23 protein-coding genes are annotated in these 26,196 nt (G+C 70.2%); 10 read left to right on the forward strand and 13 right to left on the reverse strand.

What is annotated here, in order from left to right:
• Positions 1-23: 23 nt before the first annotated feature.
• From ACTJI8_RS05145 to ACTJI8_RS05155, 3 genes are all read left to right on the forward strand, one after another.
• Positions 24-443, forward strand: coding sequence for a Fur family transcriptional regulator (locus ACTJI8_RS05145; RefSeq protein ID WP_440732312.1), 420 nt, complete (start codon positions 24-26; stop codon positions 441-443).
• Between the two features lie 90 nt (positions 444-533).
• Complete coding sequence (katG, locus tag ACTJI8_RS05150; protein WP_440732313.1) at positions 534-2,750, forward strand: catalase/peroxidase HPI; 2,217 nt, start codon at positions 534-536, stop codon at positions 2,748-2,750.
• A gap of 146 nt (positions 2,751-2,896) precedes the next feature.
• Entirely contained in the window at positions 2,897-3,670 is a 774-nt protein-coding gene (locus ACTJI8_RS05155; protein ID WP_440732314.1) for an aquaporin, read from the forward strand.
• Positions 3,671-3,730: 60 nt separating this feature from the next.
• Here ACTJI8_RS05155 and ACTJI8_RS05160 read toward each other — a convergent pair whose 3' ends face one another.
• The gene (locus ACTJI8_RS05160; protein WP_440732315.1) at positions 3,731-4,723 is read right to left on the reverse strand and encodes a stage II sporulation protein M; all 993 of its coding nucleotides are present in this window, start codon (positions 4,721-4,723) and stop codon (positions 3,731-3,733) included.
• Positions 4,724-4,739: 16 nt separating this feature from the next.
• Between ACTJI8_RS05160 and ACTJI8_RS05165 the strand changes: the two genes are divergently transcribed.
• Positions 4,740-5,588, forward strand: a complete 849-nt coding sequence (locus ACTJI8_RS05165; protein WP_440732316.1) for an RDD family protein — start codon at positions 4,740-4,742, stop codon at positions 5,586-5,588.
• A 13-nt stretch (positions 5,589-5,601) separates the two neighbouring features.
• Here ACTJI8_RS05165 and ACTJI8_RS05170 read toward each other — a convergent pair whose 3' ends face one another.
• Positions 5,602-5,808: a DUF3499 family protein gene (locus ACTJI8_RS05170; protein WP_159576472.1), complete on the reverse strand. Its 207-nt coding sequence runs from the start codon at positions 5,806-5,808 to the stop codon at positions 5,602-5,604.
• A gap of 144 nt (positions 5,809-5,952) precedes the next feature.
• Here ACTJI8_RS05170 and ACTJI8_RS05175 point away from each other — a divergent pair, with 144 nt between their 5' ends.
• Positions 5,953-6,396, forward strand: coding sequence for a hypothetical protein (locus ACTJI8_RS05175; RefSeq protein WP_440732317.1), 444 nt, complete (start codon positions 5,953-5,955; stop codon positions 6,394-6,396).
• A gap of 39 nt (positions 6,397-6,435) precedes the next feature.
• Here ACTJI8_RS05175 and ACTJI8_RS05180 read toward each other — a convergent pair whose 3' ends face one another.
• The 3 genes from ACTJI8_RS05180 to ACTJI8_RS05190 form a co-directional block, all read right to left on the reverse strand.
• Positions 6,436-7,836 carry a DUF5719 family protein gene (locus tag ACTJI8_RS05180; RefSeq protein ID WP_440732318.1) on the reverse strand — a complete coding sequence of 467 codons (1,401 nt, stop codon included), beginning with the start codon at positions 7,834-7,836 and terminating at the stop codon, positions 6,436-6,438.
• Positions 7,833-10,985 (reverse strand): glycosyltransferase, encoded by a 3,153-nt coding sequence (locus ACTJI8_RS05185; RefSeq protein WP_440732319.1) that lies wholly within the window; start codon positions 10,983-10,985, stop codon positions 7,833-7,835. The genes ACTJI8_RS05180 and ACTJI8_RS05185 overlap by 4 nt, the downstream gene beginning before the upstream one ends.
• Positions 10,986-11,121: 136 nt before the next feature.
• Positions 11,122-11,439: a WhiB family transcriptional regulator gene (locus ACTJI8_RS05190; RefSeq protein ID WP_082076464.1), complete on the reverse strand. Its 318-nt coding sequence runs from the start codon at positions 11,437-11,439 to the stop codon at positions 11,122-11,124.
• A 210-nt stretch (positions 11,440-11,649) separates the two neighbouring features.
• On the opposite strand from ACTJI8_RS05190, the gene ACTJI8_RS05195 reads away from it, so the two are divergent.
• From ACTJI8_RS05195 to ACTJI8_RS05210, 4 genes are all read left to right on the forward strand, one after another.
• The gene (locus tag ACTJI8_RS05195) at positions 11,650-13,056 is read left to right on the forward strand and encodes an O-antigen ligase family protein (RefSeq protein ID WP_440732320.1); all 1,407 of its coding nucleotides are present in this window, start codon (positions 11,650-11,652) and stop codon (positions 13,054-13,056) included.
• Positions 13,053-14,348: an O-antigen ligase family protein gene (locus tag ACTJI8_RS05200; protein ID WP_440732321.1), complete on the forward strand. Its 1,296-nt coding sequence runs from the start codon at positions 13,053-13,055 to the stop codon at positions 14,346-14,348. Before ACTJI8_RS05195 ends, ACTJI8_RS05200 begins: the two co-directional genes overlap by 4 nt.
• 113 nt (positions 14,349-14,461) lie before the next feature.
• The gene (locus ACTJI8_RS05205; RefSeq protein ID WP_440732322.1) at positions 14,462-15,436 is read left to right on the forward strand and encodes a glycosyltransferase family 2 protein; all 975 of its coding nucleotides are present in this window, start codon (positions 14,462-14,464) and stop codon (positions 15,434-15,436) included.
• The gene (locus ACTJI8_RS05210; protein WP_440732323.1) at positions 15,436-16,029 is read left to right on the forward strand and encodes a hypothetical protein; all 594 of its coding nucleotides are present in this window, start codon (positions 15,436-15,438) and stop codon (positions 16,027-16,029) included. Before ACTJI8_RS05205 ends, ACTJI8_RS05210 begins: the two co-directional genes overlap by 1 nt.
• 70 nt (positions 16,030-16,099) lie before the next feature.
• Here ACTJI8_RS05210 and ACTJI8_RS05215 read toward each other — a convergent pair whose 3' ends face one another.
• From ACTJI8_RS05215 to glf, 4 genes are read right to left on the reverse strand one after another with little or no spacing between them, the layout of a single operon-like run.
• A complete protein-coding gene (locus ACTJI8_RS05215; protein ID WP_440732324.1) occupies positions 16,100-16,840 on the reverse strand; it encodes an ABC transporter ATP-binding protein in 741 nt (246 codons plus the stop codon).
• Positions 16,840-17,634 carry an ABC transporter permease gene (locus ACTJI8_RS05220; RefSeq protein WP_440732325.1) on the reverse strand — a complete coding sequence of 265 codons (795 nt, stop codon included), beginning with the start codon at positions 17,632-17,634 and terminating at the stop codon, positions 16,840-16,842. Before ACTJI8_RS05220 ends, ACTJI8_RS05215 begins: the two co-directional genes overlap by 1 nt.
• A gap of 38 nt (positions 17,635-17,672) precedes the next feature.
• On the reverse strand, positions 17,673-19,745 hold the full coding sequence (locus ACTJI8_RS05225; RefSeq protein ID WP_440732326.1) for an acyltransferase family protein: 2,073 nt from the start codon (positions 19,743-19,745) through the stop codon (positions 17,673-17,675).
• The gene (gene glf, locus ACTJI8_RS05230) at positions 19,742-20,878 is read right to left on the reverse strand and encodes a UDP-galactopyranose mutase (RefSeq protein ID WP_440732327.1); all 1,137 of its coding nucleotides are present in this window, start codon (positions 20,876-20,878) and stop codon (positions 19,742-19,744) included. Before glf ends, ACTJI8_RS05225 begins: the two co-directional genes overlap by 4 nt.
• A gap of 177 nt (positions 20,879-21,055) precedes the next feature.
• Between glf and ACTJI8_RS05235 the strand changes: the two genes are divergently transcribed.
• Positions 21,056-21,937: a glycosyltransferase family 2 protein gene (locus tag ACTJI8_RS05235; RefSeq protein WP_440732328.1), complete on the forward strand. Its 882-nt coding sequence runs from the start codon at positions 21,056-21,058 to the stop codon at positions 21,935-21,937.
• Between the two features lie 9 nt (positions 21,938-21,946).
• On the opposite strand, the gene ACTJI8_RS05240 is transcribed toward ACTJI8_RS05235, so the two are convergent.
• Genes ACTJI8_RS05240 through ACTJI8_RS05255 form a run of 4 tightly spaced genes read right to left on the reverse strand, consistent with a single transcriptional unit; the run spans position 21,947 to position 26,118 of the window.
• The gene (locus ACTJI8_RS05240) at positions 21,947-23,752 is read right to left on the reverse strand and encodes a hypothetical protein (RefSeq protein ID WP_440732329.1); all 1,806 of its coding nucleotides are present in this window, start codon (positions 23,750-23,752) and stop codon (positions 21,947-21,949) included.
• Entirely contained in the window at positions 23,749-25,032 is a 1,284-nt protein-coding gene (locus ACTJI8_RS05245; protein ID WP_440732330.1) for a hypothetical protein, read from the reverse strand. Before ACTJI8_RS05245 ends, ACTJI8_RS05240 begins: the two co-directional genes overlap by 4 nt.
• Positions 25,016-25,399, reverse strand: coding sequence for a DUF2304 domain-containing protein (locus ACTJI8_RS05250; RefSeq protein ID WP_440732331.1), 384 nt, complete (start codon positions 25,397-25,399; stop codon positions 25,016-25,018). The genes ACTJI8_RS05245 and ACTJI8_RS05250 overlap by 17 nt, the downstream gene beginning before the upstream one ends.
• Positions 25,396-26,118, reverse strand: coding sequence for a glycosyltransferase family 2 protein (locus tag ACTJI8_RS05255; protein WP_440732332.1), 723 nt, complete (start codon positions 26,116-26,118; stop codon positions 25,396-25,398). Before ACTJI8_RS05255 ends, ACTJI8_RS05250 begins: the two co-directional genes overlap by 4 nt.
• Positions 26,119-26,196: the final 78 nt, after the last annotated feature.

Consider the following 26,196-nt stretch of genomic DNA (forward strand, 5'->3'; position numbering starts at 1 on the left):
TCAGAAAAAGCTACGGTGGAGGCATGGAGACCTCCGCCATCCTCCGCAACGCAGGACTGCGCGTGACCGTGCAGCGCATCGCGGTGCTGCAGGCCCTCGCCCTCGCCCCGCACAGCTCGGCGGATCGGATCCACACCGCCGTCGAAGGCGCCGATATCGCCCTGCCGACGGTGCACGCGATCCTCGGCGACCTCGCCACGGCCGGCATCATCCGGCGGGTGAGCCTGCCCGATGCCGACCGTGCGCTCTTCGAGGTCGAGCCCGGCGACAACCACCACCACATGCAGTGCGTCCGCTGCGGCCGGCTCGAGGTCGTCTCCTGCGCTGTCGGCGCCTCGCCGTGCCTGCACCCGGCCGAAGACCACGGCATGCGCCTGCTCGAGGCCTCCGTCACCTACCGCGCGGTGTGCCGCACCTGCGACGAGGTGCGGCCGTCCGCTTGACCGAGACTCGCGCCGCCCGCCCCGGGGACCTTCCCTCGGAGCGGCGATCGGCGTGCCTGAAACCCCACGAAAGAACAGGAAGGATCAGCCTTGACTGACGAACTCACCTGCCCGATCGACCACTCCGGCGGCGCCCCCGCGCCGCGCCCCACCGGTAGCCGCACCGGCAACACCGACTGGTGGCCCGAGCGCCTGAACCTGCGCCAGCTCGCGAAGAACCCCGCCGTCGGCGACCCGCACGGCGAGGACTTCGACTATCGCGCCGCGTTCGAGGCGCTGGACCTCGACGCCGTCAAGCGCGACATCGCCGCGCTGCTCACCGAGTCGCAGCCGTGGTGGCCGGCGGACTTCGGCAACTACGGTCCGCTGATGATCCGCATGGCCTGGCACTCCGCCGGCACGTACCGCGTGTTCGACGGCCGCGGCGGCGGCGGCAACGGCCAGCAGCGCTTCGCCCCGCTGAACAGCTGGCCGGACAACGTGGGTCTGGACAAGGCCCGCCGCCTGCTCTGGCCCGTGAAGAAGACCTACGGCAAGGCGCTGAGCTGGGCCGACCTGATGATCCTCGCCGGCAACGTCGCGCACGAGCAGATGGGCATGCCCACCTTCGGCTTCGCCGGCGGCCGCCCCGATGTGTGGGAGCCGGACGACGACGTGTACTGGGGCTCCGAGAAGATCTGGCTCGACTCCAGCGCCCGCATCTCGACCGATGAGCAGGGCGAGCGCTCGCTCGCGAAGCCGCTCGCGGCCACCATGATGGGTCTCATCTACGTCAACCCCGAGGGGCCCGAGGGCAACCCGGATCCGCTTCTCGCCGCGAAGGACATCCGCGAGACGTTCGGTCGCATGGCGATGAACGACGAGGAGACGGTCGCCCTCATCGCCGGCGGCCACACCTTCGGCAAGACCCACGGCGCGGCCCCCGAAGCGGGGAACGTCGGTGAGTCGCCCGAGGGCGCCCCGATGGAGCAGATGGGTCTGGGCTGGAAGAGCAGCCACGGCGCCGGACACGGCAACGACACGATCGGATCCGGCCTCGAGGTCACCTGGACCTACCACCCCACCCGCTGGGACAACGAGTTCTTCCACATCCTGTTCGCCTACGACTGGGAGCTCACCACGGGCCCCGGCGGCGGCAAGCACTGGAAGCCGACCGATGGCGCCGGATCGGACTTGGTCCCGGAGGCACAGGGCGAGGGTCGCCGCGAGCCGCGCATGCTGACCACCGACCTGGCCCTGCGCGAGGACCCGATCTACCGCGAGATCTCGCTGCGCTTCAGCCAGGATCAGGCCGCGTTCACCGATGCGTACAGCCGCGCGTGGTTCAAGCTCACCCACCGCGACCTGGGCCCGAAGACCCGCTATCTCGGCGCCGAGGTGCCCGCCGAGGACCTGCTCTGGCAGGACCCGGTGCCCGCGCACGAGGGTGCGCTCATCGGCGCCGCCGAGATCGCCGACCTCGAGCAGCGCATCGCCGCGACCGGTCTCAGCGTCTCCGACCTGGTGTCGACCGCGTGGGCCGCGAGTTCCTCGTTCCGCGGCAGCGACAAGCGCGGCGGCGCGAACGGAGGCCGGATCCGCCTCGAGCCGCAGCGCAGCTGGGAGGTCAACCGGCCTGTCGAGCTCGCCCGCGTGATCGCGGCGCTGGAGGGCGTGCAGGAGGCGTTCAACGCGACCGGCGGCGCGCAGGTGTCGTTCGCCGACCTCGTGGTGCTCGCGGGCAACGTCGGCGTGAAGCAGGCCGCGGCCGCCGCGGGGCGCGCCGTGGAGATCCCGTTCACGCCGGGACGCACCGACGCCACGCAGGAGCAGACCGACATCGAGTCGTTCCAGTACCTGAACCCGCAGGCCGACGGCTTCCGCAACTACGTCAGCGACGTGGCCCGTGCGATCCCGGCGGAGGTGCTGCTCGTCGACCGTGCCGGCCTGCTGACGCTCTCCGCACCCGAGATGACGGTGCTCGTCGGCGGTCTGCGCGTGCTCGGCACGAACTGGGACGCCTCGCCCTACGGCGTGTTCACCCGGACCCCTGGCGTGCTCACGAACGACTTCTTCGTGAACGCGCTCGACCTGAACACGACCTGGAAGCCGCTCGATCCCGGATCCCACGCGTTCCAGGCCACCGACGACGCGACCGGAGAGACGACGTGGGTGGGCACCCGCGCCGACCTCGTCTTCGGCTCGAACTCCGAGCTGCGGGCGCTGGCCGAGGTGTACGCCAGCGATGACGCGAGCGCGAAGTTCGTCGACGACTTCGTGAAGGCCTGGGTCAAGGTCGCCGAACTCGACCGCTACGACGTGCGCTGAGTTCACGACACGGATCCGTGCGCCGACGGCCCGTCCCGATCCCGGGGCGGGCCGTCGGCGTTGCGGTGCCGGATGCGCCACGGCGGGTAGTGTCGCTGACGGACAGCGGCGCCCGCCTTCCCACGCGCCAGACAGCAAGGAGCCCCATGTCCTCCTCCCCCGTCGACGCACCGGCCGCCCCGCCCTCGTCTCTCGCCCCGCGCCTGGTCGCAGAGGGTCTCGGAACGTTCCTGCTCGTTGCCGCCGCGATGGGCACCGCGCTGTTCGCCTCGAACCACTTCACCGATCCCGGTGCGCAGGGCGCCGTCTACCTCGCGGTGGCACTCGCCGTGGGTCTCTCCGTGCTCGTGGGCGTCTACGCCTTCGGCCCGATCTCCGGGGGGCACTTCAACCCCGCCGTCACACTCGGCGCGGCGGCCGCAGGGCGGATCGCGTGGAAGGACGCCGGTCCCTACGTCGTCGCGCAGTGCGTCGGCGGCGTCGTGGCGTCCACGGTGCTCACCCTGATCGGCACATTCGGTCCGGACGGCTGGCTGCCCCGGGCGCAGGACGCGGGCTTCGCCAGCAACGGCTGGGGCGCGCTGTCCCCCGGCGGCTTCGGCGTGTGGGCCGCGATCATCGCCGAGGTCGTGTTCACGGCCTTGTTCCTCTTCGTGATCCTCGGCGTCACCCACCCCGTGCGCGGCACGCCGTTCGCGGGCATCGCGATCGGCCTGACGCTGACCCTCGGCGTCCTGGCGACCCTGCCCATCGACAACGCCTCGCTGAACCCGGCGCGATCGCTGGCCACCGCGATCTACGGCGGCGTCGCGCCGCTCGCGCAGCTGTGGGTGTTCCTGGTGTTCCCGATCCTGGGCGCCCTGATCGCCGGGTTCACCTACCGAGCGCTGTTCGACGCTCCCGTCCCCGCCGAGCGTTGAACCCACGACTCCGGATCCACGTCACGGAACCGGCCGCGACGGCCCGCGATCGCGGCGCGCTCAGCCGGCAACGAGCGTCGGTGTGCCGGCCTCGAACTCGGTGAGGTCGCCGCTCTCGCCGAGTCGCTGGGCACGACGGCCCGCGATCAGCATGTAGGCGAGGAAGACCGCCAGCGCGAGCGCGCCGATCCCGATCTTCACCGGCCAGGGCAGTCCCCAGCCGGTCACGAATCCCTCGACCAGGCCGGAGAGCCCGAGCGCGAACACGAGCCCGATGGCGACGGTGCCGAGCGAGCGCCCGGCGACCGCGAGGGCCTCGCCGCGGGTGCGCTCGCCCGGCACCAGCCAGGCCCAGAAGATGTGCAGGCCCGCCGCAGCGGCGACGAAGATGCAGGTGAGCTCGAGCATTCCGTGCGGCAGCAGGTAGAGCACCACCACGTCGCCGCGCCCGAATGCGAACATGACCCCGACCGCCAGGCCCACGTTCACGGCGTTCTGCATGAGCACCATGATCGGCCAGATGCCGGTGACCCCGAGCAGCACGCACTGCGCGGCGATCCAGGCGTTGTTCGTCCACACCATGCCGGCGAACTCGGCCGCCGGATTCTCGGTGTAGTAGTCCGTGAAGGAGTGCTCGACGTAGTACTTCAGATCGGCCTTGGATCCGAGTGCCGCGACGAGCGCGGGATCCGAGGTGATCCAGATCGCCACGCCGACGATCACCGCCAGGCTTGCGAGCGCGATGACCAGCGTGGTCCAGCGCAGCCGGTACAGCGCCGCGGGAAGCTGCCGGGTGAAGAAGCGACCGGTCTGCCGGAGCACGTTGTCGCCCTGGCCCGTGAGCCGCAACCGTGCCCTGGCCAGGATCGTGGAGACGTGCGCGCTCTGCGGAGAGGATCCGACCGAACTGCGCAGGTCGGCGAGATCCGCCGAGGCCGCACGATAGCGGGTGATGAGTTCGTCGACACCGGCGCCGTCGAGCGACTGCCGGCTGAGCTCGTCCAGGCGCGCCCACTCGCGGCTCCTGGCATCGGCGAGTGCGTCGGCGTCCACGTGTTTTACTGTACCCATGTCGGATGCCAGCGCCTCGAACGCCGTGGGCGCTGCGCACTCGATCGCTGCACTCGACAGCGACGACGAGGTGCTCTCGGGCGAGGCCGTCGCGATCGAAGTGCAGCCCGTCGGCCTCTTCTTCCGCACGCTGGGCGCCCTGATCGACGCGGCTCTGAGCTGGGCCGTCTTCCTCGGCTACATCGCCGTGCGCTATTGGATGCTGGGCGCGTTCGGGGATCCCGCCCTGGACCGGATACTCGCCGTGCTGGCGCTGGTCACCGCGTTCGTGATCGTGCCGTGCACGATCGAGACCCTCACCCACGGCCGCAGCCTCGGCAAGCTCGCCGTGGGCGGACGGATCGTGCGCGTCGACGGCGGCGCGGCCGGATTCCGGCACGCTCTCATCCGCGCGCTCATCGGCGTCTTCGAGACCTACCTCACGTTCGGGGCCGTCGCCTTCCTGACCGCGGCCTTCACCGCGCGATCGCAGCGTCTGGGCGACCTCGTCGCCGGGACGTACAGCCAGAAGGTGCGCACGCCGCGCCTGGCCGCGCGCGTGCCGGTCATGCCGCCTGGCATGGAGTCGTGGGCGGCGATCGCGGACGTGGCCCGCATGCCCGATCGGCTCGCACGGCGCATCTCGCAGTTCCTGGACAGCGCGCCGCAGCTGCTCCCGCCCGCCAGGGCGCGGATCGCGTATGAGCTGCTGACCGAGGCGTCGGCGTTCATCTCGCCGGTTCCCGCCGCACCCCCCGAGGCCGTGCTCGTGGCCGCGACGGTGCTGCGCCGGGAGCGCGAACGGCGCGCGCTCGCGCTCGCCGATGCGCGTGTGCAGCGCCTCAGCGGCGTGGACGTCGGCGTCTAGACCCGGCGAGCCCTCAGGCCCGCAGCGTCTCGTGGCGGACGACGATCCAGCCCGCCGGCACGGAGAGGCGCTCGGCATGGATCGCGCACAGGTCGTGCGCGTGCGGGTCGTTCTCGACGCCGAGCGGCCCGAGCGCCGCCATCTGGTCGCCGTAGTCGTAGGTGAGGGTCGCCACGGCCTCGCGCGCGCAGCCCACCTTGGAGCAGAGTCGTCCGTACATCCCCTTCAGGCTACGACCGCGCACCGCCCGCGCCGGGATGCCGCGCGCACGTGAGTCGGATCCGCCCATCCGCGGAGGACCAGGCGGGGTCCCGACCGAACTGCCGGTGCCGCCTGGACCGCCGGTGCCGCCTAGACTTGCCGCATGCGCCGTGCTCGTGGATCCCGCCGTGCGGTCGTCCCGCGCCGCGGCGACCGGCACGGCCGGCACGGCCGTCTGGGCCGCAGCTCCGTAGTGCGGCCGCCGCTGCCACCGCTCGACGGGCGCCTCGACACGTTCGACCTGCACGTCGGCTCCGCGGTCGAACTGCTGCGCTCGATGTGGCCGGACCTTCGCCCGGTGCGCATCGAGATCGCGGCGATGCCCACCCATCCGGATCCGGACGGACTGCCGCGCTGGCTCGTGGACACCCAGGCGCAGCGCATCGTGCTGTTCCGCGTACCCATCGAACGACTGCTCGAGCCCGGTCACGACGACAGCGCGCACCGCCGCGTCGCGATCGAGGGTGCGGTGTTCCGCGCGGCGGCGCAGTACATCGGACGCGAGCCGTGGGAGATGGATCCACGCGGCTTCGACACCGACGAGTGACGCGCTCGACGGAGCGCGGGCGCTGACCGCCCGGCCCGCCTAACGCTGGTAGACCGTGATCGGGGCCGCTGCGGCGTCCGTGGCCCAGACCGGATATCCGGCCAGCCGGCCGATGCCGGAGTAGACCACCGCACCGCGCACCGCGGTCGGCGAAGACAGCGAATACGTGGTGGAAGCGCTGACGGTCACTGTGGCAGCGCCATCGGGCTCCAGCGTGACGCGCTGGGTCGCCCCGCCGTCGATCGGGGTGAGCTCGACCGTGGTCGCCTGGTCCGAGGCGTTCTGCAGGTGCAGTTGCGGTGCCGGCCCGTCCGCCACGGCGAAGGCCGTGGTGCCGGTGATGACCGGGGCCGGAGTCATCCAGGCGAAGTCGGATCCTTTGGCGGACCCGGTGGTCTGCCAGGCGGCGGCGACGACCGGATTGCTCGCGGTCACGTCGATGGCATACAGTCCGGGTTTCAGCGCGGAGAAGTTGACGGATCCGACCTGGCCCGCCGTGAGCTTCACCGTCTTCGGCTCGCCGATCTTGCTGCCGTTGGCGGCGTTGCGCGGCTGCAGCGTCACGGTGGCGTCGGCGTCGGGGGCCAGCAGGCGGACCGCCGTCGAGGCGTTGTCGTCGTCGTCCGACCCGACCACCGCGCGTACGCCGAGCAGAGAGAAGTCCTTCTGGGGCTGCGCGATGGCGTCCTGCACGTCGATGCCGACCGGATCCAGGGTGCGGATCAGGCTGGACTGCAGCGCCGCGCGCACCGGTGCACCGCTCGAGGTCACCTCGACGACGGGGCTGCTCTCCCCCGCCGACCCCGCGACGAGCGGGACCGTGGACTGGGTGCCCGCGGGCACGACCAGCTCCGAGGAGTGCGTGCCGCCGGCCGAACCGTACTCGGTGAAGGTCACGGTCGCCGTGACGGCGCCCGGGTTCGCGATCAGCAGGATGTCGCTCGATCCGGTGGTGCCGGCGCCGCCGACGATCCACGACTCCATGCTCGGCGGACGGCACGCGGACGCCGCGAAGCCGGAGAGGTCGTCGGCGGATACCGTGACGGACTGGGCCGCCGCGGCCAGGGCGGACTCGCGATTCTGCGGGGAGGCTGTGAACGCCGGCGCCGAGGTCGCGCCCACCACATCGGACATGCCGAGCTCGCCCGGGGTCAGGTTCTCGCCCGCCGAGGCGCCGCTGACGAGGTTCGGGCTGCCTGCGACGCTGAGCTGGGATGCCTGCGCGGCGTCGCGCCCGAGCGCCAGGAAGGATCCGGTGCAGCTGAGCAGAGTGTCGCCCGCCACGGGCTTGACCGTGGAATGAGCCGGTGTGTGCGCGATCGTGGGCCAGGCGGCCGGGATCGCGATGACCGCGCCGGCCACGCAGGCCGCGGACACGACGACGCCTGCGACCAGGCGAGCCCCGGTGGCGACGAGACGCACGGAGGTCCTGCTGCTCATTCGTCGGCCTCCTTCGCGGGCGCGGATGCCGTATCGGCGGGAGCGGATCCGGGGTCCTGGGGTTCGGGTTCGGTTTCGGGATCTGGATCCGCAGCTGCAGACGGATCCGCAGGCGTCGCGTCGGGATCCGCCGGCCGATCGGCCGAGTCCGCGTCCCTCTCGACCGGAGCTTCCTCGAAGTCCGCCTGGGCAGGCGGTTCCGTCCCGGGAGATGCTTCGTCGTCGATCACGGTGTCGGGCGCGGCGGCGCCTTCTGCCGCCGCCGCTTCGCCCGGGATCACGACCGAACCGGACGAGCCCTTGCGCTTCTTCGGCGCGCGGGCGGGGCGCTCGCGTGCCGGCTTGACCGGTCGGGGAGCGCGCTCCGGCAGCACGCCGACTGCGCGCGGAACGGCTCGCGCGGCCCGGCGCGAGGCACGGGTCGGGATCGACAGCAGCAGCGCGGCGAGCAGCACGATCAGCTCCACCGTCACGACCAGCTGCGCTGTGGCGCGCTGCCCGGCGCTCATCCCCGCGCGCGTGGCCGGCTCGGCATCCATGCGCCACAGCACCCCGCGAGGCGTCTCGCCGACGCGCACGAAGCCCGCGCGCTGATCCAGGGCCGTGGCGGACTGCAGGCGCAGCGAGCGCTCCGCCGAGGTCTCCTTCTCGGAGCCCGCCTGAAGCAGCACGAAACGCACTCCCAGCGCGCCGAGCGCCTTGGGCGCATCGAACCGTCGCGCAGAGACGAGATCCACCGACAGTTCGGTGTAGTCCTTGCCCGGCGCCGAGGTCGCCGTGTTGATGATCGTGGCCTGCGCGCCGAGAGTCGCGCTCGCACCCCACACCACCGTGGTGGCGAGGGCGCCGTCCGGCTGGGCGCTGAGCACGAGCGTTCCGAGCTCGCGGTCGGCGCGGGCCTGGGCGTTCACATACGCGGGCAGCGTGGTGAGGTCGCCGCGCTGGATCGTCGCGGTCCCCGTGACGAACGACACGGCGGTCGGCACCGCGCACACCACGATTCCGGCGGCGGCGATGAGCGCCGCGGCTCCGCGCAGCGCCGGGCGGGTGATCGCGCAGTCCAGGGTCACCAGAGCTCCGCCCAGCACGCCGATCCACGCGAGGCTCAGTCCGGATCCTGGCCAGATCGGCACGGCCTGCGACTGTGCGAACGCGACCGCGACGCCCACCGCGGCGAACGCGGTCGCGAGCCCGGTGGCGGCGACGAGGAGGGATCCGATCCCCACGCTCCACCGACGTGTGATCGTGGAGAACACCGCGAGCACGGCGAGCGGGGCGCCGAACCAGAGCACCCAGGACGCGTCCTTCACACCCAGCAGCGTCGGCCAGCCGGCCTGGTCCATGGTGGGCAGTCCGGCGAGCAGCGACAGACGCCCGGCCGCATCCGCGGCCGCCTGCGGCGCCACGACGATCGCACCGGGATCCGACAGCAGAGCCCACAGCGAGCCGTGCGCGAGGTGCCAGATCACGAGCGGGGCGAACACGACGACGGCCGGAACGAGCACCCAGACCATGCGCACGGCGCCGCGTACCGAGCGTCGAGCGAGCAGCCACACGATCGCGATGAACCAGAGCAGCGCGAAGGCCGGCGCGAGCGACGGCGCGCACGCCAGTGCGGCCGCCGTCAGCAGCGACGCCGCCCCGGCCGCTCCCCAGGAGCGCTGGGCGACGAGGGCGGTGTGCAGCACCCAGGGCAGCAGCAGGTGCAGCAGCACCGCGGCCGGGCGCCCTTCGGCGAGCGCGATCAGGAAGGCGGGCGACAGCGCCCACACGACGCCGGCCAGGATCCGCAGCCCCGGCTTGTCGGTGATGCGGGTGGCGGCGAACCATCCGCCGAGCACGGCGAGCGGCAGGGCCGCGACCCAGAGCAGCAGCAGAGCGTAGGAGGGCGATCCCGGCCAGAGTGAGCCGAGCACGGCCAGCACGCCGGAGAACGGATCCGCTGGTCCCACCACGTCGATCCCGAAGCCGCGCTGCCCGTAGGCGGCGTCTCGCCACAGCGCGCCGACGGTCTGCCGCAGCGGCAGCATCGCCCCGCCACCGAGGGCGGGCCAGGCCAGCAAGGAGGCGAACAGTGCGACGCCGGCCACCAGCGCGCCGAGCACGGCCCAGGCGCCGCCGCCGGAGAAGAACCCGAGTTCCTCGTGCACCCCCGCCTCGGTGCCGTGCCCGTCATCGAGGCGCTGGCGCAGTTGAGCACGGGTGACCCGGAGCGGAGCGATGCTCGCCCAGCTCGCGCTGCGATCGGCGCGGATCGCCCGGCGCGAGCGCGCTACAGCGGATCCTGAGACCATCGCGATGCCGGCGGCGCCCCACTCCGGAAGCACCGCGGCGGGACGCTTCCCGGTCAGGTGCGTGATCGAGCGCCACAGCGCGAGGGGCAGCAGCGAGAGCCAGTGCAGCGGCACGGCCGCAGCGGGGGCGTAGCTCAGCCGACGATGCAGCTGTGCGCGGCGGCGGGCGAAAGCGTCCGCCGCCGTGCCCTCGACGTCGGCGCCGTCGTCCACGGCGATCCTCGCTCCGGCGGCGAGCGCCATGCGGCCGCCGGCGAGGCGGGCACGGATGCCCAGATCGAGCCCCTCGTCGCGGCCGCCCAGACCGGCGTCGGGGCGCAGCCCGCGACCGGCGCGGAGGAGCAGCCCGCGCGCATCCGCGCCGAGCGCGTCGTCCATGCCGTCGTGCTGGCCCTGGTCGAGTTCGCCCCGTGCAGGGTCGACGGCGCGGCCGAGGCGGGTCATGCTCTGCCCGAACGACGCGATGCGGTGCTCGTCGACATCGCTCACGAGCTTGGGAGCGGCGATCGCGGCCGCCGGCGAGCGCTCCAGCGCGCCGGCGAGCTGCTCGAGCGCAGTGGGAGCGGGGGCGCAATCCTCCGTGAGGATCCACAGCGCCGCCCCCTCGGCGACACGCGGCAGCGCGAGCGACACCGCGGCGGCCAGGGTCGTGGAGGCCTTGGTCTCGATCACCGCTTCGGCGGCCTCGGCGACGCGGGCGCTGCCGCGGAGGGCGCTCGAGGAGCCGCACGCGACGATCGTCAGCGCATCCGGCCGGCGGGTCTGCGCGGCGAGCGCATCGAGGGCGCGCAGCAGGCGCGCGAGGGAGGTCGCACCCGAACGGGCGACGAGGACGGCGTGTACTCGGGCAGACATGACGGGGTCAGCCTAAGCGGCCAGTCGCCGGAGGGAGGGCTGGGACGTGGGCGCGTCCCGGTATTCCTGGCAGACGCATTGCGGGGACCGCGACCGCGCAACCGAAGCGGCGGGGCTGCGAGGGCGCCGCGTTTCGTCAGCCGGCGCGGCGCTTGAGCTTGCGGCGCTCGCGCTCCGACAAGCCGCCCCAGATCCCGAAGCGCTCGTCGTTGTTCAGGGCGTATTCGAGGCATTCGCCCCGCACGTCGCAGGTGGTGCAGATGCGCTTGGCGTCGCGGGTCGAGCCGCCCTTCTCCGGGAAGAAGGCCTCGGGGTCGGTCTGCGCGCACAGCGCGTCGCTCTGCCACGCGAGTGCATTGTCGTCGCCCTCGGTCGGGCGGCGGACGCCCGGCACCCCCAATTGGACCGGATCGACGAACCAGTCATCGGGAACGTCTGAACGGTATGCCGTCATGTCGCCCTCTCCCTCGTTTCCCCCCGGGTGCGCCGCGGGCCGCGTTGCATTACTAATTACACCCGTGTCATTCGCCCTGGTCAAGTCGCGGATCGTAAACCCTCAAGCACGCGTTGAACGTTCTTCGACGTCCTCGGCGTGTCGCGACGGCGTGTCGGAGACCGGCGGCGCTCCCGGCGTCCCGAGGTGCGGGCGGTACTCTGAACCACGATGGCGCAGCACTCCAGACTCTCCACGGCCCCTCCGCCGAGCGCTCCGGCACGCGAGTCCACCCGGCATCTGCTGCTGCGCGCGCACATCGTGCTGCTGCTCTTCTCCGTGTTCGCGCACACCGCGGTCTTCAATCTGCTCGGCGTGGACGGCGCGGCCGTCGTGCTGGGCGTACTGCTGCTCGGCACGCTCGGGCTCGCGATCCCCCGCATCGCCCTGGCGCGTCCCGCCCGGTTCCCGTGGCGACGGATGCCGTGGACGGCCCTCGGCTACACGGCACTCGCCCTGCTCTCGGTGTTCTGGTCCGGCTGGCCGTGGGCGACGCTGCTCACCTGGACGCTGCAGGCGGCGATCACCGTCGTCGCGCTGTTCATCGCGTTCACGCTGAGCTGGCATGAGATCGTGCGAGCGCTCTCGAGCGCGCTGAAGTGGATCCTGGGTCTCTCGCTGCTGCTCGAGCTGTGGGTCGCGCTGGTGCTGCGGCATCCGCTGCTCCCGTTCTTCTCGGACCTGCCCGCGGGCAAGCCGGATCCGCACTGGTACTGGGTGCGCGGCGATCTGTTCGACGGCGGCCGGGTGCAGGGCATCGTCGGCAACTCCAACACGCTGGGGATCCTCTGCGCGTTCGCTCTGGTCGTGTTCGCGCTGCTGTACGCGCAGGGTGCGCGGCGCCGGCCGGCGCTGCTGGTCTGGATCGTGCTCGCCGCGTTCTTCTTCCTGCGGGCCGGATCCGCCACCGCGTACGCGTCGTTCGCCGTCGGCGTGCTGGTGCTGGGAGCCGCCCTGCTCATGCGTCGCACACGCGCACCGGGCGCCCGCAGCCGGCTGTACGCCGTGTTCACCGCGGTCGCCGTCGCCGGCGCCGCCGCCGTCTGGTTCGCCCGCGACGCGCTGTCCGGCGCGCTGGGCAAGTCCTCCGACCTGACCGGGCGCCTGGAGATCTGGCGCAAGGTGTGGGAGCGCGCCGTGCACCGTCCGGTCTTCGGCAACGGCTTCTCCTCCCCCTGGGTGCCGTGGGATCCAGCGTTCCACGACTGGATCATCGACCACCGCATCACCGTGTTCATGGCGCACAACATGTGGCTCGACGTGTTCCTCCAGCTCGGCATCGTCGGTGTGCTGCTGATCGCGGTCGCGTTCTTCGCATTCGCGTGGCGCGCCTGGTTCTTCGCCGTCGACCGACCCCGCTGGGATCTCGTGCGGGACCGCCCCTACGCGGCGTTGTCGCTGCTGCCGACCGTGCTGGCCGGGATGCTGCTCGTGCTGGGGCTGGCCGAGTCGACGCCCATCATGCTGTGGGGCTGGCTGCTGCTCGTGATGCTGTCGTTCAAGATGAAGATCTCGCCGTTCGTGGGATCCGGACCCGGCGAGGGCGCACCGCCGCAGTCGCGTCGGCAGACGGCATGACCACTCCACGGCGACGCCTGGCGAGGACCCTCGCCTCGGTCGAGATGGCGCGCGCCTACACGACCTGCGCGCTGCTGAGCGTGTTCGGATCGTTCGCGATCTCCGCGTTCACCTCGCCCGCGACCCTCAACACGATCATCGCCGTGCTCTGCGTGACGGGTGTCGGCATCCTGTGGGTGCGCCGCGAGGAGCTCAGCCCGCTGCGGATCGCGCCGTCGACCCTGCTCGCGTTCCTCGCGTGGACGCTCGCGAGCGCGGTGTGGTCGACCGCGTCCACGGCGACGCTCAAGGCCTGGGCCGCCCTCGCCGGATACGCGGTGATCGCGGTCGTCGTGGGCCACATCCGGGACACCCTGCAGACCGTGCGCGCACTGGGCGATGCCCTGCGGATCCTGCTCGGCGCATCCCTGGTCGCCGAGATCATGAGCGGAGTCCTGCTGGACATGCCGTTCCGCTTCCTGGGAATCCAGGGCGAGATCGCCGCCGGGGGTCCGATCCAGGGGCTCTTCGGCACGCGCAACATGCTCGGACTCATCGCCGTCATCGCCGTCATCACGTTCGTGGTGGAGTGGCGTTCGCAGTCGTTGTCGGCCGGGATCGCCATCCCGTCGGTGGTGCTGGCGGGGTTCCTGGCGCTCTTCTCCGCCTCCCCCACCGTGCTCGTGCTCGCGGCCGTCGTGGGCGCAGCGAGTGTGGCACTGGTGATCGTGCGCCAGGCTCCGGTCGCACGGAGGCGCCCGCTGCAGTGGACGATCGGCGGGGTGGTGCTGGCGGCGCTCATCACGACCGCGATCTTCCGGCACCGCATCGTCGCGCTGCTCGACGCGGGCAGCGACTTCAACACCAGGGTCGAGCTGTGGAGCACCCTCTCCCCATACGTTCAGCAGCGTCCGGCTCAGGGATGGGGCTGGTTCGGCCTGTGGAGCGACGCGCTGTACCCGTTCAACTCGATCAACTACTTCACGAGCGATCACCACGGCAGCGCTCTGAACGCCTTCTTCGATGTCCTCCTGCAGGTGGGGGCGGGCGGTTTCCTGCTGTTCTGCCTGCTCGGCGGGATCGCGCTGGTGCGCTCCTGGCTGGTCGCGAGCGTACGGCGCTCGGTCGTCTACGCGTGGGCGCCGCTGGTGCTCGTCGCGCTCGCCGTCGACTCCGTGTTCGAGAGCTTCACGATCGTCAATGCGGGCTGGTTCCTGCTCGTGCTGTGCGCCCTGCGCGCCGGCCAGTCACGGTCCTGGCGGGAGAACATCGACGCCGTGCAGACGAGTTCGACACCACTGCCGGATCGTTGAGAGGCGGGCTGCGACCTCGGACAAGCACGAGGCGCGCGCACGCGTTCGCAGGGTTGCCCGGGCTTCCGCGGGTAGGCTGGAGGCCTCCCCTCACCTTCTCTGGAGCGACATCCGTGACCCCTGACCCCCAGAACGCCGCCGCCGGCTTCGACCCGGCCACCGCGACGATCGTCGTCGTCACCTACAACCGCTCGCACCTGCTGACGGGGCTGCTGGACAGCATCGTGCAGATGGACCCGAAGCCGGGACGCGTCGTCATCATCGACAACGCCTCCTCCGACGACACCACCGACGTCGTCGACTCCTACCGCTCGCGGATCGGCGCGGAGATCGTGTACCGGCGCCTGGAGACGAACACCGGTGGATCCGGCGGATTCAGCGAGGGCATGCGCACCGCGTACGAGCTGGGATCCGAGTGGATCTGGATGATGGACGACGACGTCGAGGTGCTGCCCGACGGTCTCGCCAGGATGGGCGCATGGGCGCCGCGCTTCAAGAGCATCCAGGGGCGCCGCTACGACTACGACGGCAGCGCGTTCTACTGGCAGTACCGGATCGCGGAGCGCATGGGCATCCCGATCCCGTTCGCTCCTGCCGGCTTCGACGCCACGGGGTTCAAGCCGATGAACAGCGGTTGCTTCGAGGGCATGTTCATCCACCGCTCGATCGTCAAGGAGATCGGGCTTCCGGATCCCCGGTTCTTCATCTACTGGGACGACCAGATGTACGGCTGGCTCGCCTCGCGGCGCACCCAGGCCGTGATCGTGGACGAGTTCGTGCTGCGGCGCACCCGCGAGATCAAGCAGTGGGACATGGGCGTGCGGCACATGAACGCGTCCAGCAACGCCTACCGCTACTACATCATGCGCAACCGCGCGTACCTGAAGCAGTACTACCGCGTGCATGACGTGTACAACCCCGTACTGTTCGCCCTCGGCACCTCGATGACCTTCGCCAAGGAACTCATCCGCCTGGTGTTCGTCGAGCGCACCGTGCGCGGCACCAGCAACCTGTTCCGCGGGCTGCGGGACGGCGGGAAGATCGGCCGCGACCGCAGTTGGCGCCCGATGCCGGCCTTGGAGGACTGATGAGCGAGCAGAAGCCCGAAGCTGTCTGGATCTTCCCCGAGGAGCCGAAGAAGCGCGGCGGCCGCATCGCCCTGATCATCGGACTCATCGTGGCGGTGCTGATCGTGGCGGCCGTCGTGGTGCTGTTCCTGATCCCGCGAGGCGACGGCACTCCCGCGCCGACCCCGAGCCCGACGACGTCGAAGACGGCGACCCCGACGCCCACGGCATCCCCCACTCCCACCACGCCTCCGACCGATCTGCCGACCGCACCGGCCACTTCGCCGCCTCCGGTGCCGGATCCCTCCGTCGACCAGTTCCGCGCGCAGGTGCAGCCGCGACTCGACGACGCATCCACCGGCCTCGACCTCGTGCAGAACCAGAGCGGCGACATGGCGGTGCAGATCGTCGACTCGCTGCAGAACGACGCGCAGAACCTGGCGGGCCAGCCCGCGCCCGCGTCGATCGCGACGCAATGGGGCGAAGCCGTGAACGCCTACGCCGCCCGGCTGCAGTCACTGCGCTCGGCCTACGCCGGTGGATCCGACCCGTCGGGACCCCTGGTCGACGCGCGCGCCGCGCTCGGTCAGCTGCGCTCGCTCGTCGGACTCTGATCGGATCCGGTCCCGGCGAGGGCGTCACCGGCTTCCTTCAGCGCGCCGATCAGGCGCGGTCAGGGTCGCATCAGGCGTTGTCGGCGTTGTAGCGGTCCAGCACTTCGCCGATCGACGCGTCCAGCACGAGCCCGCCCTTGTCCAGGTACAGGCCGCGCGTGCAGAACCGGCGCAGGTCCTTCTCGTTGTGCGACACGAAGAACAGCGTGCGGCCGTCGGCGAGCAACTCGTCGATGCGCTGATAGCACTTCTCGCGGAACGCCTTGTCACCCACGGCGAGAACCTCGTCGACGAGCAGGATCGGCTCCTCCAGCTGGGACACCACGGAGAACGCCAGGCGCACCTTCATGCCGTTGGAGAGGTGCTTGTACGGGGTGTCCTGAAACTTCTCCAGCTCGGCGAAGTCGATGATGTCGTCGTAGCGCGCAGTGATCTCGGCGCGCCCCATCCCGTGCAGCCCGGCCGTGAGCCGCACGTTCTCCCGCACGGTGAGGTCGCCCACGAAGCCGCCGGTGAGCTCGATCAGCGGGGCGACTCCGCCCTGCACGCGCACCTGCCCCTCATCGGACAGCATCACGCCGGCGACGAGCTTCAGCAGCGTCGACTTGCCCTGGCCGTTGCGGCCGACCACGCCGATCGCCTCGCCCTGCCGCACGGTGAAGGAGACGTTCCGCAGCGCCCAGAACTCGCCGGGACGGTTCCGCCGGTTCTTGCCGGCGAAGAGGTCCTTGAAGCTGCGCCGGCCGCGACGGCCCAGGCGGAACCGCACGCCGAGCCCCTCGACCTCGATCGCGGAGTGCTGCTGGGTCATCACAGCTCCTTCAGCACGTCGCGCTCGAGGGAGCGGAACGTGAGCAGACCGAGGGCGAGGAACACCACGGTGACGACGGCGCCGATGATCACGGGCTCGGGCTGCCACTGCCCCGGGAACAACCCCACCCGGTAGAGCATGAAGATGCCGGACAGCGGGTTCAGGGCGCCGAGGAAGTGCAGCTCGTGCGGCAGATCCTTGAACCCGTAGATGATCGGCGAGATGTAGAACAGGGCCCGGAGGATGAGCGCCGTGGTGCGCTCGAGATCGCTCCACAGCACGCAGAGCGGCGCCACCAGCAGCCCGAGGCCGAACAGCAGCACGGTCTGCCAGATCATCGCGACCGGGAACAGCAGCAGAGACCAGTTCGCCTGAGCTCCCGCGAACACGGCGAAGAGAACGAGCACCGGGATCGCGAAGGTGAACTCCAGGCCCTTCGTGAGAATCACGCGTACGACCCAGATCGACCGGGGGATCGCCGTGGAGCGGATCAGGCGTGCGTCCTTCTTGAAGGCGCGGGTGAACTCGCCCACCGCGGTGTTGAACCACACCCAGGGCAGCAGCGCCGTGATGAGGAACACGATGTAGGGCTGCTCCCCCACCTGACCGCGATGGAAGACCTGCGTGAACACGAACCAATAGATCGCGCTCATCACCAGCGGATCCAGCACCGACCACAGGTAGCCGAGCACGCTCGTCGCGTATCGCACCCGCAGGTCCCGCGCCGACAGCAGCCACAGCGAGTGGAAGTAGCGCCGGGGCGTTCCGGGTGCGCCGGCCGTCGTGTGACTCACAGTTCCGAGTCTAGGCGGCGGCGATGACCATCCCTGTGTCACGGCTTCAGGAAGCCCTCGCCGAGCTGCCGTGCGAGCGCGGGGGCGAGTGTCTTGACGTAGGGGCCGCTGAGGTGATTGGTGTCGAGGTAGACCGCGATGTGCCCCAGTTCCGTCCGGCACGTCCCGTGGGGGCACGTCCAGGGAGTGAAGTCGACAAGCAACATCCGATCCGCATAGGCCGACGCCGGATTCACCTCGGCAAGGGCCTGCGACACCGGAAAGTCGCACGGGGTCCCGTTGACCGCGCACTCGTAATAGTTGAACACCGCCGAGCGCGGGTTGTCCCTCACCCCGACGACAGGGATGCCCGCGTTGTCGAAACGATCGAGGACGTCCTCGATCCCGTCGATCACGCGCTCGTCGGGGCTGTCCGGTGCGGCTGCGGTGACGATCGTGAAGACAGCATCGGGCTGCAGCGACACAGCCTTGTCGAGGGCGTTCTGCTTCCAGGCGTCGCAGTGCTCGGCCAGATCGCTACCGGGTTCATGGGTGGTGAGCGAGCACCACGGACGCATGAGCATGACGATGCCCCACCCGCGCTCGGCCGCGACCGGCGCGACGGCACCGGCGAGCTCGTTGGCATGCGAATCTCCCATGACGACGACCAAGTGCTTGGCGGTGGCCGCGTTCTTCGTCTGCGTGCAGCTGTCCTGGAGGTCGGCGTCGTCCGAGGCGAAGTCGCCGGTGCACGCGCCGCCGTCGAGACGAGCCCACCGCTCGTCCTCGGTCGCGCCGGGAACGGGGATCACGGGGATCTCCTTGCCATCCCCCGCAGTGTCGCCGCCCATCGAGCCCGTGTACTCCTTGGCGTAGGAAGCCTGCTTCGCCGCCGCCTCGGTCGTGGTGATGATCTGCCACGGCAACAGCACGCTCGCCACGAGCGCCGCGCACATCGCGATCACGCCGACGTTGCGCATCGCACGGCCCTGATCTCCCGCCGGCAGGCGCAGCGGCCGCTCGACGACCGCGGTCACGACCCGTGCGAGCGCCACGGACAGCAGGATGATGGCCAGACCGTCGAGGAACGACGCCTGGTCGCGCTCGCGCACAGTGAGCCAGAGGATGAGGATCGGCCAGTGCACCAGATACAGCGCATAGGCGTCCCGTCCCAGCGCCAGTACCGGACGGGTGGTCAGCAGTCGGGCCGGACCGAACTCGGTCAGCTCCGGATGCTCGTCTGCCGGGCGGCTGCCCGCGAGGATCACCAGGGCCGCAGACGCGATGGGCCAGAGCGCCAGGTATCCGGGGAACCCTCCGCGCACGTCGATGACCATTCCACAGACCACGAGCCCCGCGAGACCGAGCCAGCCGAGAATCGCGCGCAGCAGACGTGGGAGCCGGACGCGCGGAAGCCAGAGGGCCAGTAGCGATCCAGCCGCGAACTCCCAGAGCCGGGCGCGCGTGTCGAAATAAGCGAAGACCTGCATCGTGTCGGTCTCGTAGACGGAGAAAGCCAGCGAGGCCACGAAGACGACGCCGAACAGCACGCCCATCACGGCCGACGCGGATTTCCTCGTCATCCGCACGACGAGCGCACCGACGAGGAACATCAGGGGCCAGAGCACGAACACCTGGCCCTGGACGGACAGCGACCAGAAGTGCTGGAGAGGCGAGGCGAGCGCTGAGTCGTGCGCGTAGTAGTCGACTCCGTCGTTGGCCAGCACCCAGTTCTGCACGTATCCGAGAGAAGCCCAGCCCTCCCTCCACAGCTGCGGCCATTCGGTCTGCGGAAGCAGCAACCAGCACACCCCGAGCGTGGCGGCAAGGACGACAGCCGCCGCAGGCATGAGGCGCCGGAAGCGGCTCAGCAGGAACGAGCCGACGGCGAGCGGCCTGCCTGCGTCCATCCGACGGACGAAGGAGCCCGTCAGGAAGAAGGCCGAGATCATCAGGAAGACGTCGACGCCGCCCGACACGCGCCCGATCCACACGTGGTACACGACCACCAGGAGGATCGCGACGGCGCGCAGGCCGTCGATGTCGCGACGGTAGCCGGGACCCTGCCGCCCGGCGCGTCGCCGCGCCGCCGTAGCCCTGTGAGCCCGTCGGGATTCTGCGTCGACCGTCATGCCAGCTGGTTGTTCCACATCGACAGGGCGGATCCGATGGCCATGTGCATGTCCAGGTACTGGTAGGTCCCCAGGCGACCGCCGAAGAGCACGTCCTGCTCCCCCTTCGCGAGCTCGCGGTAGGCGAGCACGCCGTCCCGGTCGGCCGCGGTGTTCACCGGGTAGTACGGCTCGTCGCCGCGCTCCGCGAACCGCGAGAACTCCCGCATGATCACGGTCTTGTCGGTCGGGTAGCGATCGGCGCGCTCCGGGTGGAAGTGACGGAACTCGTGGATCCGGGTGTACGGCACGTCCGCGTCGGGGTAGTTCATGACGCTGGTGCCCTGGAAGTCGCCCGTGTCGAGCACCTCCTGCTCCAGGTCGATCGTGCGCCAGCCGAGCTCGCCCTCCGCGTAGTCGAAGTAGCGGTCCACCGGACCCGTGTAGACGATCGGGAGCTGACCGACCGTGGCCTTCTTGCTCAGCGACTGCGCATCGTCGAAGAAGTCGACATTGAGCTTCACGTCGATGTTCGGGTGGTCGGCCATGCGCTCCAGCCACGCCGTGTAGCCGTCGGTGGGCAGGCCCTCCCAGGTGTCGTTGAAGTAACGGTTGTCGTAGCTGTACCGCACCGGGAGCCTGCTGATGATCGACGCGGGGAGCTCACGCGCGTCGGTCTGCCACTGCTTGGCGGTGTAGTCGCGGATGAACGCCTCGAACAGCGGACGGCCGATCAGGGCGATGCCGCGCTCCTCGAGGTTCTTCGCCTGGTGCGCGTCGAACTCGCCCGCCTGGCCGGCGATGAGCGCCCTCGCCTCATCGGGCGTGTATGCGGCGCGGAAGAACTGGTTGATCGTGCCCAGGTTGATCGGGAGCGGGTAGACCTCGCCCTTGTGCGTCGAGTAGACCCGGTGCACGTAGCTCGTGAACGTGGTGAAGCGGTTCACGTACTCCCACACGGTCGCGTTCGACGTGTGGAAGAGGTGGGCACCGTAGCGGTGCACCTCGATGCCGGTCGTCGGCTCGTCCTCGCTGTACGCGTTGCCGCCGATGTGGTGGCGGCGGTCGATGACGGTGACCTTGCGTCCCGCGGCCGCGGCGCGCTCGGCGATGGTGAGGCCGAAGAAGCCCGAGCCGACGATGAGGAGATCCATGTGACGCCCTTCTGCACGTGCGTCTTGCGATCATCGGGAGCGATCGCAAAACACTCCAAGCCTAGGGGGAATCCCTCCGGATTGCCTGGATCCGCCTCGTGCCGCAGGGCAGAACGGCCTCGCTCGCCGGATCGCGCACAATGGAATCACCATGACACAGCCTTGGAACCGGAACCCATGACCCTCGACATCTGCGTCCCCTATTGGGGCGATCCCGCCGTCTTCATCGAGACGATCGACTCCGTGCTCGCGCAGACCGATCCCGACTGGCGCCTGACGATCATCGACGACGGGTATCCGGGCACGGTCATCGCGGATTATGTCGCTCACCTCGAGGACACGCGGATCAGATATCAGCGCAACGAGACCAATGTCGGCATCATCGAGAACTTCCGCCGCGCCGCCGCCGCGGCCGAGGGCTCGCACGTCGTCATCCTCGGCTCGGATGACCTGCTGCTCCCGAACTACGTGGCACACATCCGAAGCATGATCGCACAGCACCCCGACGCCGACGTCATTCAGCCCGGTGTCCAGGTCGTGGGTGCAGACGGCCGCCCCCGCCGGACACTCGTCGACGGCGTCAAGCAACGGCTGCTCACGCCGCGTCGCGCGCGCTCGTTCCGCGGTGAGGAGATGGCTCGGACCCTGCTCGTCGGCAACTGGTTGTACTGGCCGTCACTGGCCCTCCGCGCCGAGAAGGTGAACCGGATCGGATTCCGCGACGGCCTGCCGATCATTCTCGACCTGGCGCTGCTGATCGACATCGCCTTCGAAGACGGCGTGCTGCACTACACCGGCGTCGATGCCTTCGCCTACCGCCGTCATGGCGAGAGCCTCTCGCAGACCGCGCTCGCCGACGGCTCGCGCTTCGCGGACGAGCGTCGCTATTACCAGGAGACAGCAGAGCGCGCCCGACGGCACGGCTGGACGCGCGCCGCGCGAGCGGCGGCGACGCGCCCGATGTCACGTCTGCACGCGCTCAGCTCCCTGCCTGCCGCGATGATGCGCGGAACGAGTGCCGCGCGGACCGCCGCGTGGCGGCTCGCGTTCGGTCGTTGATCCCGAGGCTCAGCGAGACCGGAGCTCGATCGTCAGACTGCCGGTGCCGCAGAGGTTCGCGAGCTCCTCGCCCCGCTGCGGATCCGCGGTGATGACCCGCACGTGGCGTTTCCAGGCGTGAACGGCGTCGCACACCTGCGAAGGCGACTCCGGGTCGAGTAGGTAGGCGAACTGCCTGATCGGCTCCTGCGAGGAGGTCGACTCGAGCTGCAGCAGCCATGTGTTGCCGAAGGCGTCCTGTCCGCGTGTGCCGTACGCCATCAGGATCGTCGGCGTTCCCGGCTCCGCCTCCGCAAAGACATGGCGAACCGCATCGGCGAGCGCCGGCTCCGTGCTTTTCCAGACTGCGGCGACCGGGGTGAACGCGGACGACCATCCGTCGGAGGGAGGGACACGGTTCATGAGCAACGGAGCACTCACCACCCCCGCCGCAGCGATCAGCGTCCGCCAGGGATTCGTCCGGCGTGCCGCGATGCCGAACAGCGCTGCCGCGGTGATGACCAGCAGCAGCAGCGCGCAGAGCCAGGCGAGCTTCGCCGGATAGTAACCCCACAGATCTTTGGCGCCGGCTCTCTGCAGCAGCAGGTATCCGACCGCGACACCGGCGGCGCCACTCACTGCGACGACGCCCAGTCGGCTGCGACGCGGCGCGACGAGCGCGACCACGACAGCCGCCACGACGATGATGCTGAACTTTAGCGGACCGAATGCGATGAAGCCCCCGTCCACGGCGAGTGCGGCGCCCTCGCGACGCAAGTCCGGAAGGGTTACCAGGAGACCGTAGACCCCGACGATGCCGAACGCGACGAGGGCGCCCACCAGCGCTCTCTGAAGCGCACGGCGGTCCTTCCGCAGGCGGATGATCCGTAGACCGCCCGCGAGCGCAGTGAGGGCGAGCGGGATGAGCACGAGAGGCCCCCAGGTCGCGAGCAGACACACAGAGACGACGCCCAGCATGACGACCGCTGAGTTGCTCGCCTCAAGCCAGAGGATCCACGCGGCGAGCAGCAGCAGCAGCGCCAGGGTCGCGTTCCAGAACCCGAAGTCCACCGCCACCCCGAGGGCGAACCACAGCAGAGGCAACGCGCCACAGGTCGCGGCGGCAACGAGGCGGATGGCGATTCCTGCACCACCCGTCGCCCTGACCGCGCAGAGAGCCGCCAGGAGGGACGTGATCAGCGACAGCGCCATCCAGAGCGCGGCGAAGGCGGAGACATCATGCGCGAGCAACTCGCTCGCGGGCACCGACTTCCTGCCCGCGCCGATCACGGCGGCGAAGAGGGCCGGCGTGAGCGGCGCCGGATTCGGGTGTGCTCCGCTTCCGATGCCGCCGTCCGCGATCACGAACCGCGTGCTCACAAGGTTCCACACCGAGTCGTTTCGCATCGCCCAGGCGAACGCCGAAGCGTGCCAGAGCCACGCCGACGTGGCCGCCACCGTGACGGCCCCGAGAACAGCGACCACGCACGCGAGCGCCAGCCCGCGCGGCGACGGCAGCCGGATCTCGCGCGTGCCGATCACCAGCGCCGCGACCGCGCCGAGGACGGTCAGGCCGAGCGTGAGCGCGAGCGGATAGGAGATCCGGACCGCCGGTGCGATCTGCACCGCCAGTGCGACGAACAGCAGTTCGATCACGGCCGCGGAGGCCACGGCCGCACTCGGCCGCATCGCGCTCCGGAGCGCGCACGCAAGACCGATCCCGACGAGGACGGGCGCCGGCCACGGCGAGACGCCCGCAGCGAAGAGGGCGATCCCGAAGGCCATGATCAGCGCGCTGGCGCCCCCACGAGCCACCCGGACCGCGACCGGGCTCACGCCGGATCCTGCGACTCGCGGTCCACCACCGGCGCCGCGGCGACATCGCTCAGGGCGGGTGCGGCGGAACGGACGGCGATGAGGTGCACCATCAAGCCCAGAGCGGGCGCCACGACCAGCGCCACGAGCGCGCGTGGTGACGTGGGCAGCACGGGCAGCCAAAGCAGAGCGATCGACGCGATCGCGACAACCACCCAGCCCGCGGCGTACGCCCGATGTCGGGAGAGGGTGAGGAGGCCCGCCCCCGTGACGCACATCGCCGCGACCATCGCTGCGCTGACAACCACCATCGCCGCCGTCAGCGGATCCGTGCTGTAGCGGCCCGAAGAGATGACGCCGATGAGCCATGGTCCCAGCCAGACCGCGAGCGCGACGCCGACCGCGGCGACGGCGGCCAGCGCGCCGAGCAGGAGCATGATCCGCCGCATGCGATGTGCTCTGAGCTCACGGAGATGGACGACGAGATAGCTCTGCAGCGCCATGAGCGGGATGATCAAGGGCGCTCGCGTCACGGTGACCACGAGCGTGAGGGACGCGATCACGGCGGCATCGCCGCTCGGCAGGAACGTGTCGAACAGCAGAGGGAGCCCGGTGACCACGACTCCGATCGCGGTCGCCGCGAGCACCGTGCTGAGTGCATTGCGCGACAGCTGCGCGGTGCTGATGTCCAGCAGATAGCGGCCCGAGACCCGGCGACGGGCGAGCAGCCAGACCAAGGACGAGGCGAGGCCGAACGGCACCGCGATCGCGAAGCCGATGATGCCCATCGGCGCGCCGAGCACGAGCCCGAGCGCCACTCCGGCGCCGCGCAGTACCGCGTCGAGGGTGATCATCGCGGCGATCGCCGCATGTTCCGCCAGCCCGTACAAGAGACCCGTCAGTACGGCGGTCAGCACGTACCCGAGGAGGCCCAGCACGAACGCGAGGGCCAGCGGCACTGGAGCAGCCCGGAACGCCGTCGGAGCGAGGAGGACGGCAGCGACCATGCCCACGGCCGCGACGACGCCCAGGGCGATGAGCGCGAACCGGCTGATCGACGACCGGGGCGAGTCTGAGGCTCGGGGCGAGGTCGCCCGCGCGACCTCCTGCTGGATCCCACCGACCGCGCCGCCGAACAGGAACATCGTCGACCAGAACACGGCGAAGCCGAGATATGCCCCTTCGCCGGGCAGGAATCGCGGAGCGATCAGCTGGATCGCGTATCCGCTCACTCCCGCGACGGCGGTGGCGGAGAGGATCGCGATGAGCCCGCGGGAACCCCCGTCAGACGTCCGAGCCACGAGGCTCATCCTCGGCGCCGGAGCCGTTCGCGCCGCGAAGGGCCTCGATCTCAGCCCTCAGGATGGCGACTTCCTCCGCGACGCGACGCGTCTCGTCCTCGGTCGCGGACAATTCCCAGGACTGATGCAGCGTCACACCGACGAGCAGTGCGATGGCCAGGATGAAGAGGAGGTTCGACGGAACGGCGATGCCCAGGACGCTCGCGAGACCGATGAGGAGACTCGGGAAGAGCGTGAGCACCAGGATCGCGAGACCGATGATCAGCCACAGCACTGCGTACTTCTCGCGCAGCTTGTGCTTCAGCAGCAGACCGACGATCGCGGCGAGAATGCCGACGCCGAAGATCACACCGAGGACAGTGATCATGCCGTTCTCCTCTTCGTTCCCCGTGCCACGGCGAGCCCGAGGGCGAAGACCGATCGGAACAGATAGATCGTGGAGCCGAGAGGTCCTTGGCTGGGGCGGCCGCTCATGCGCGCCCGCATCGCAACCGGGATCTGCGCGACAGTGAGTCCTGCGTGCACCGCGGCCACCAGCGAGTCGATCGTGTCGCCGAGATACTCGGCAGGGTAGTAGCGCACATACTGATCGATCGCACGACGGTTCGCGGCACGGAAGCCGCTGGTGACGTCGGTGAGACGGGTCTTGGCGATGCGCGACAGGATGGAGGCGAGGAAGACCATCGCCCAACGTCGGGGTCCTCCCGCGGTGTAGTCGCCGACTTCTGCGAAGCGCGCCCCGATCGAGATGTCGGCCCTCTCGAGCCCGGCGAGCACCTTGGCGATGTCGGCGGGATTGTGCTGCCCGTCGGCGTCGACCTGGATCGCGCGCTGATATCCGTGGCGCTGGGCGTAGGTGTAGCCGGTCTTCATCGCACCGCCGACGCCGAGGTTGAAAGGCAGGACGAGGACCGTCGCACCGGCCTCCCTCGCCACGATCGACGTGGCATCCGTGGATCCGTCATCGACGACCACGACGTCGTACGCCGGATCGGAAGCGAGGATCTCGGCCACGGTGATGCCGACGTTGTTCTCCTCGTTCCATGCCGGGACGATCACGAGCACTCGACCCGACTGTTGTTTCACGGTTCCCTATCCTAACCAACCCCGCGAGCGCTGAGTGGTTACGCGGCCGGGGCTGAGTACGATGACCAGGTGACGCGA

This window comes from Microbacterium sp. 22303 (genome assembly GCF_052045265.1).
In the GTDB taxonomy this organism is placed as follows: Bacteria; Actinomycetota; Actinomycetes; order Actinomycetales; family Microbacteriaceae; genus Microbacterium.

Coding starts and splice junctions, on each gene's coding strand:
- ACTJI8_RS05200 (WP_440732321.1), top strand. CDS start 13,053: ATGACCACTCCACGGCGACGCCTGGCGAGGACCCTCGCCTCGGTCGAG.
- ACTJI8_RS05165 (WP_440732316.1), top strand. CDS start 4,740: ATGTCGGATGCCAGCGCCTCGAACGCCGTGGGCGCTGCGCACTCGATC.
- ACTJI8_RS05235 (WP_440732328.1), top strand. CDS start 21,056: ATGACCCTCGACATCTGCGTCCCCTATTGGGGCGATCCCGCCGTCTTC.
- ACTJI8_RS05155 (WP_440732314.1), top strand. CDS start 2,897: ATGTCCTCCTCCCCCGTCGACGCACCGGCCGCCCCGCCCTCGTCTCTC.
- ACTJI8_RS05195 (WP_440732320.1), top strand. CDS start 11,650: ATGGCGCAGCACTCCAGACTCTCCACGGCCCCTCCGCCGAGCGCTCCG.
- ACTJI8_RS05250 (WP_440732331.1), bottom strand. CDS start 25,399: ATGATCACTGTCCTCGGTGTGATCTTCGGCGTCGGCATTCTCGCCGCG.
- ACTJI8_RS05175 (WP_440732317.1), top strand. CDS start 5,953: ATGCGCCGTGCTCGTGGATCCCGCCGTGCGGTCGTCCCGCGCCGCGGC.
- ACTJI8_RS05145 (WP_440732312.1), top strand. CDS start 24: ATGGAGACCTCCGCCATCCTCCGCAACGCAGGACTGCGCGTGACCGTG.
- glf (WP_440732327.1), bottom strand. CDS start 20,878: ATGGATCTCCTCATCGTCGGCTCGGGCTTCTTCGGCCTCACCATCGCC.
- ACTJI8_RS05170 (WP_159576472.1), bottom strand. CDS start 5,808: ATGTACGGACGACTCTGCTCCAAGGTGGGCTGCGCGCGCGAGGCCGTG.
- ACTJI8_RS05215 (WP_440732324.1), bottom strand. CDS start 16,840: ATGACCCAGCAGCACTCCGCGATCGAGGTCGAGGGGCTCGGCGTGCGG.
- ACTJI8_RS05185 (WP_440732319.1), bottom strand. CDS start 10,985: ATGTCTGCCCGAGTACACGCCGTCCTCGTCGCCCGTTCGGGTGCGACC.
- ACTJI8_RS05210 (WP_440732323.1), top strand. CDS start 15,436: ATGAGCGAGCAGAAGCCCGAAGCTGTCTGGATCTTCCCCGAGGAGCCG.
- ACTJI8_RS05190 (WP_082076464.1), bottom strand. CDS start 11,439: ATGACGGCATACCGTTCAGACGTTCCCGATGACTGGTTCGTCGATCCG.
- ACTJI8_RS05180 (WP_440732318.1), bottom strand. CDS start 7,836: ATGAGCAGCAGGACCTCCGTGCGTCTCGTCGCCACCGGGGCTCGCCTG.
- ACTJI8_RS05225 (WP_440732326.1), bottom strand. CDS start 19,745: ATGACGGTCGACGCAGAATCCCGACGGGCTCACAGGGCTACGGCGGCG.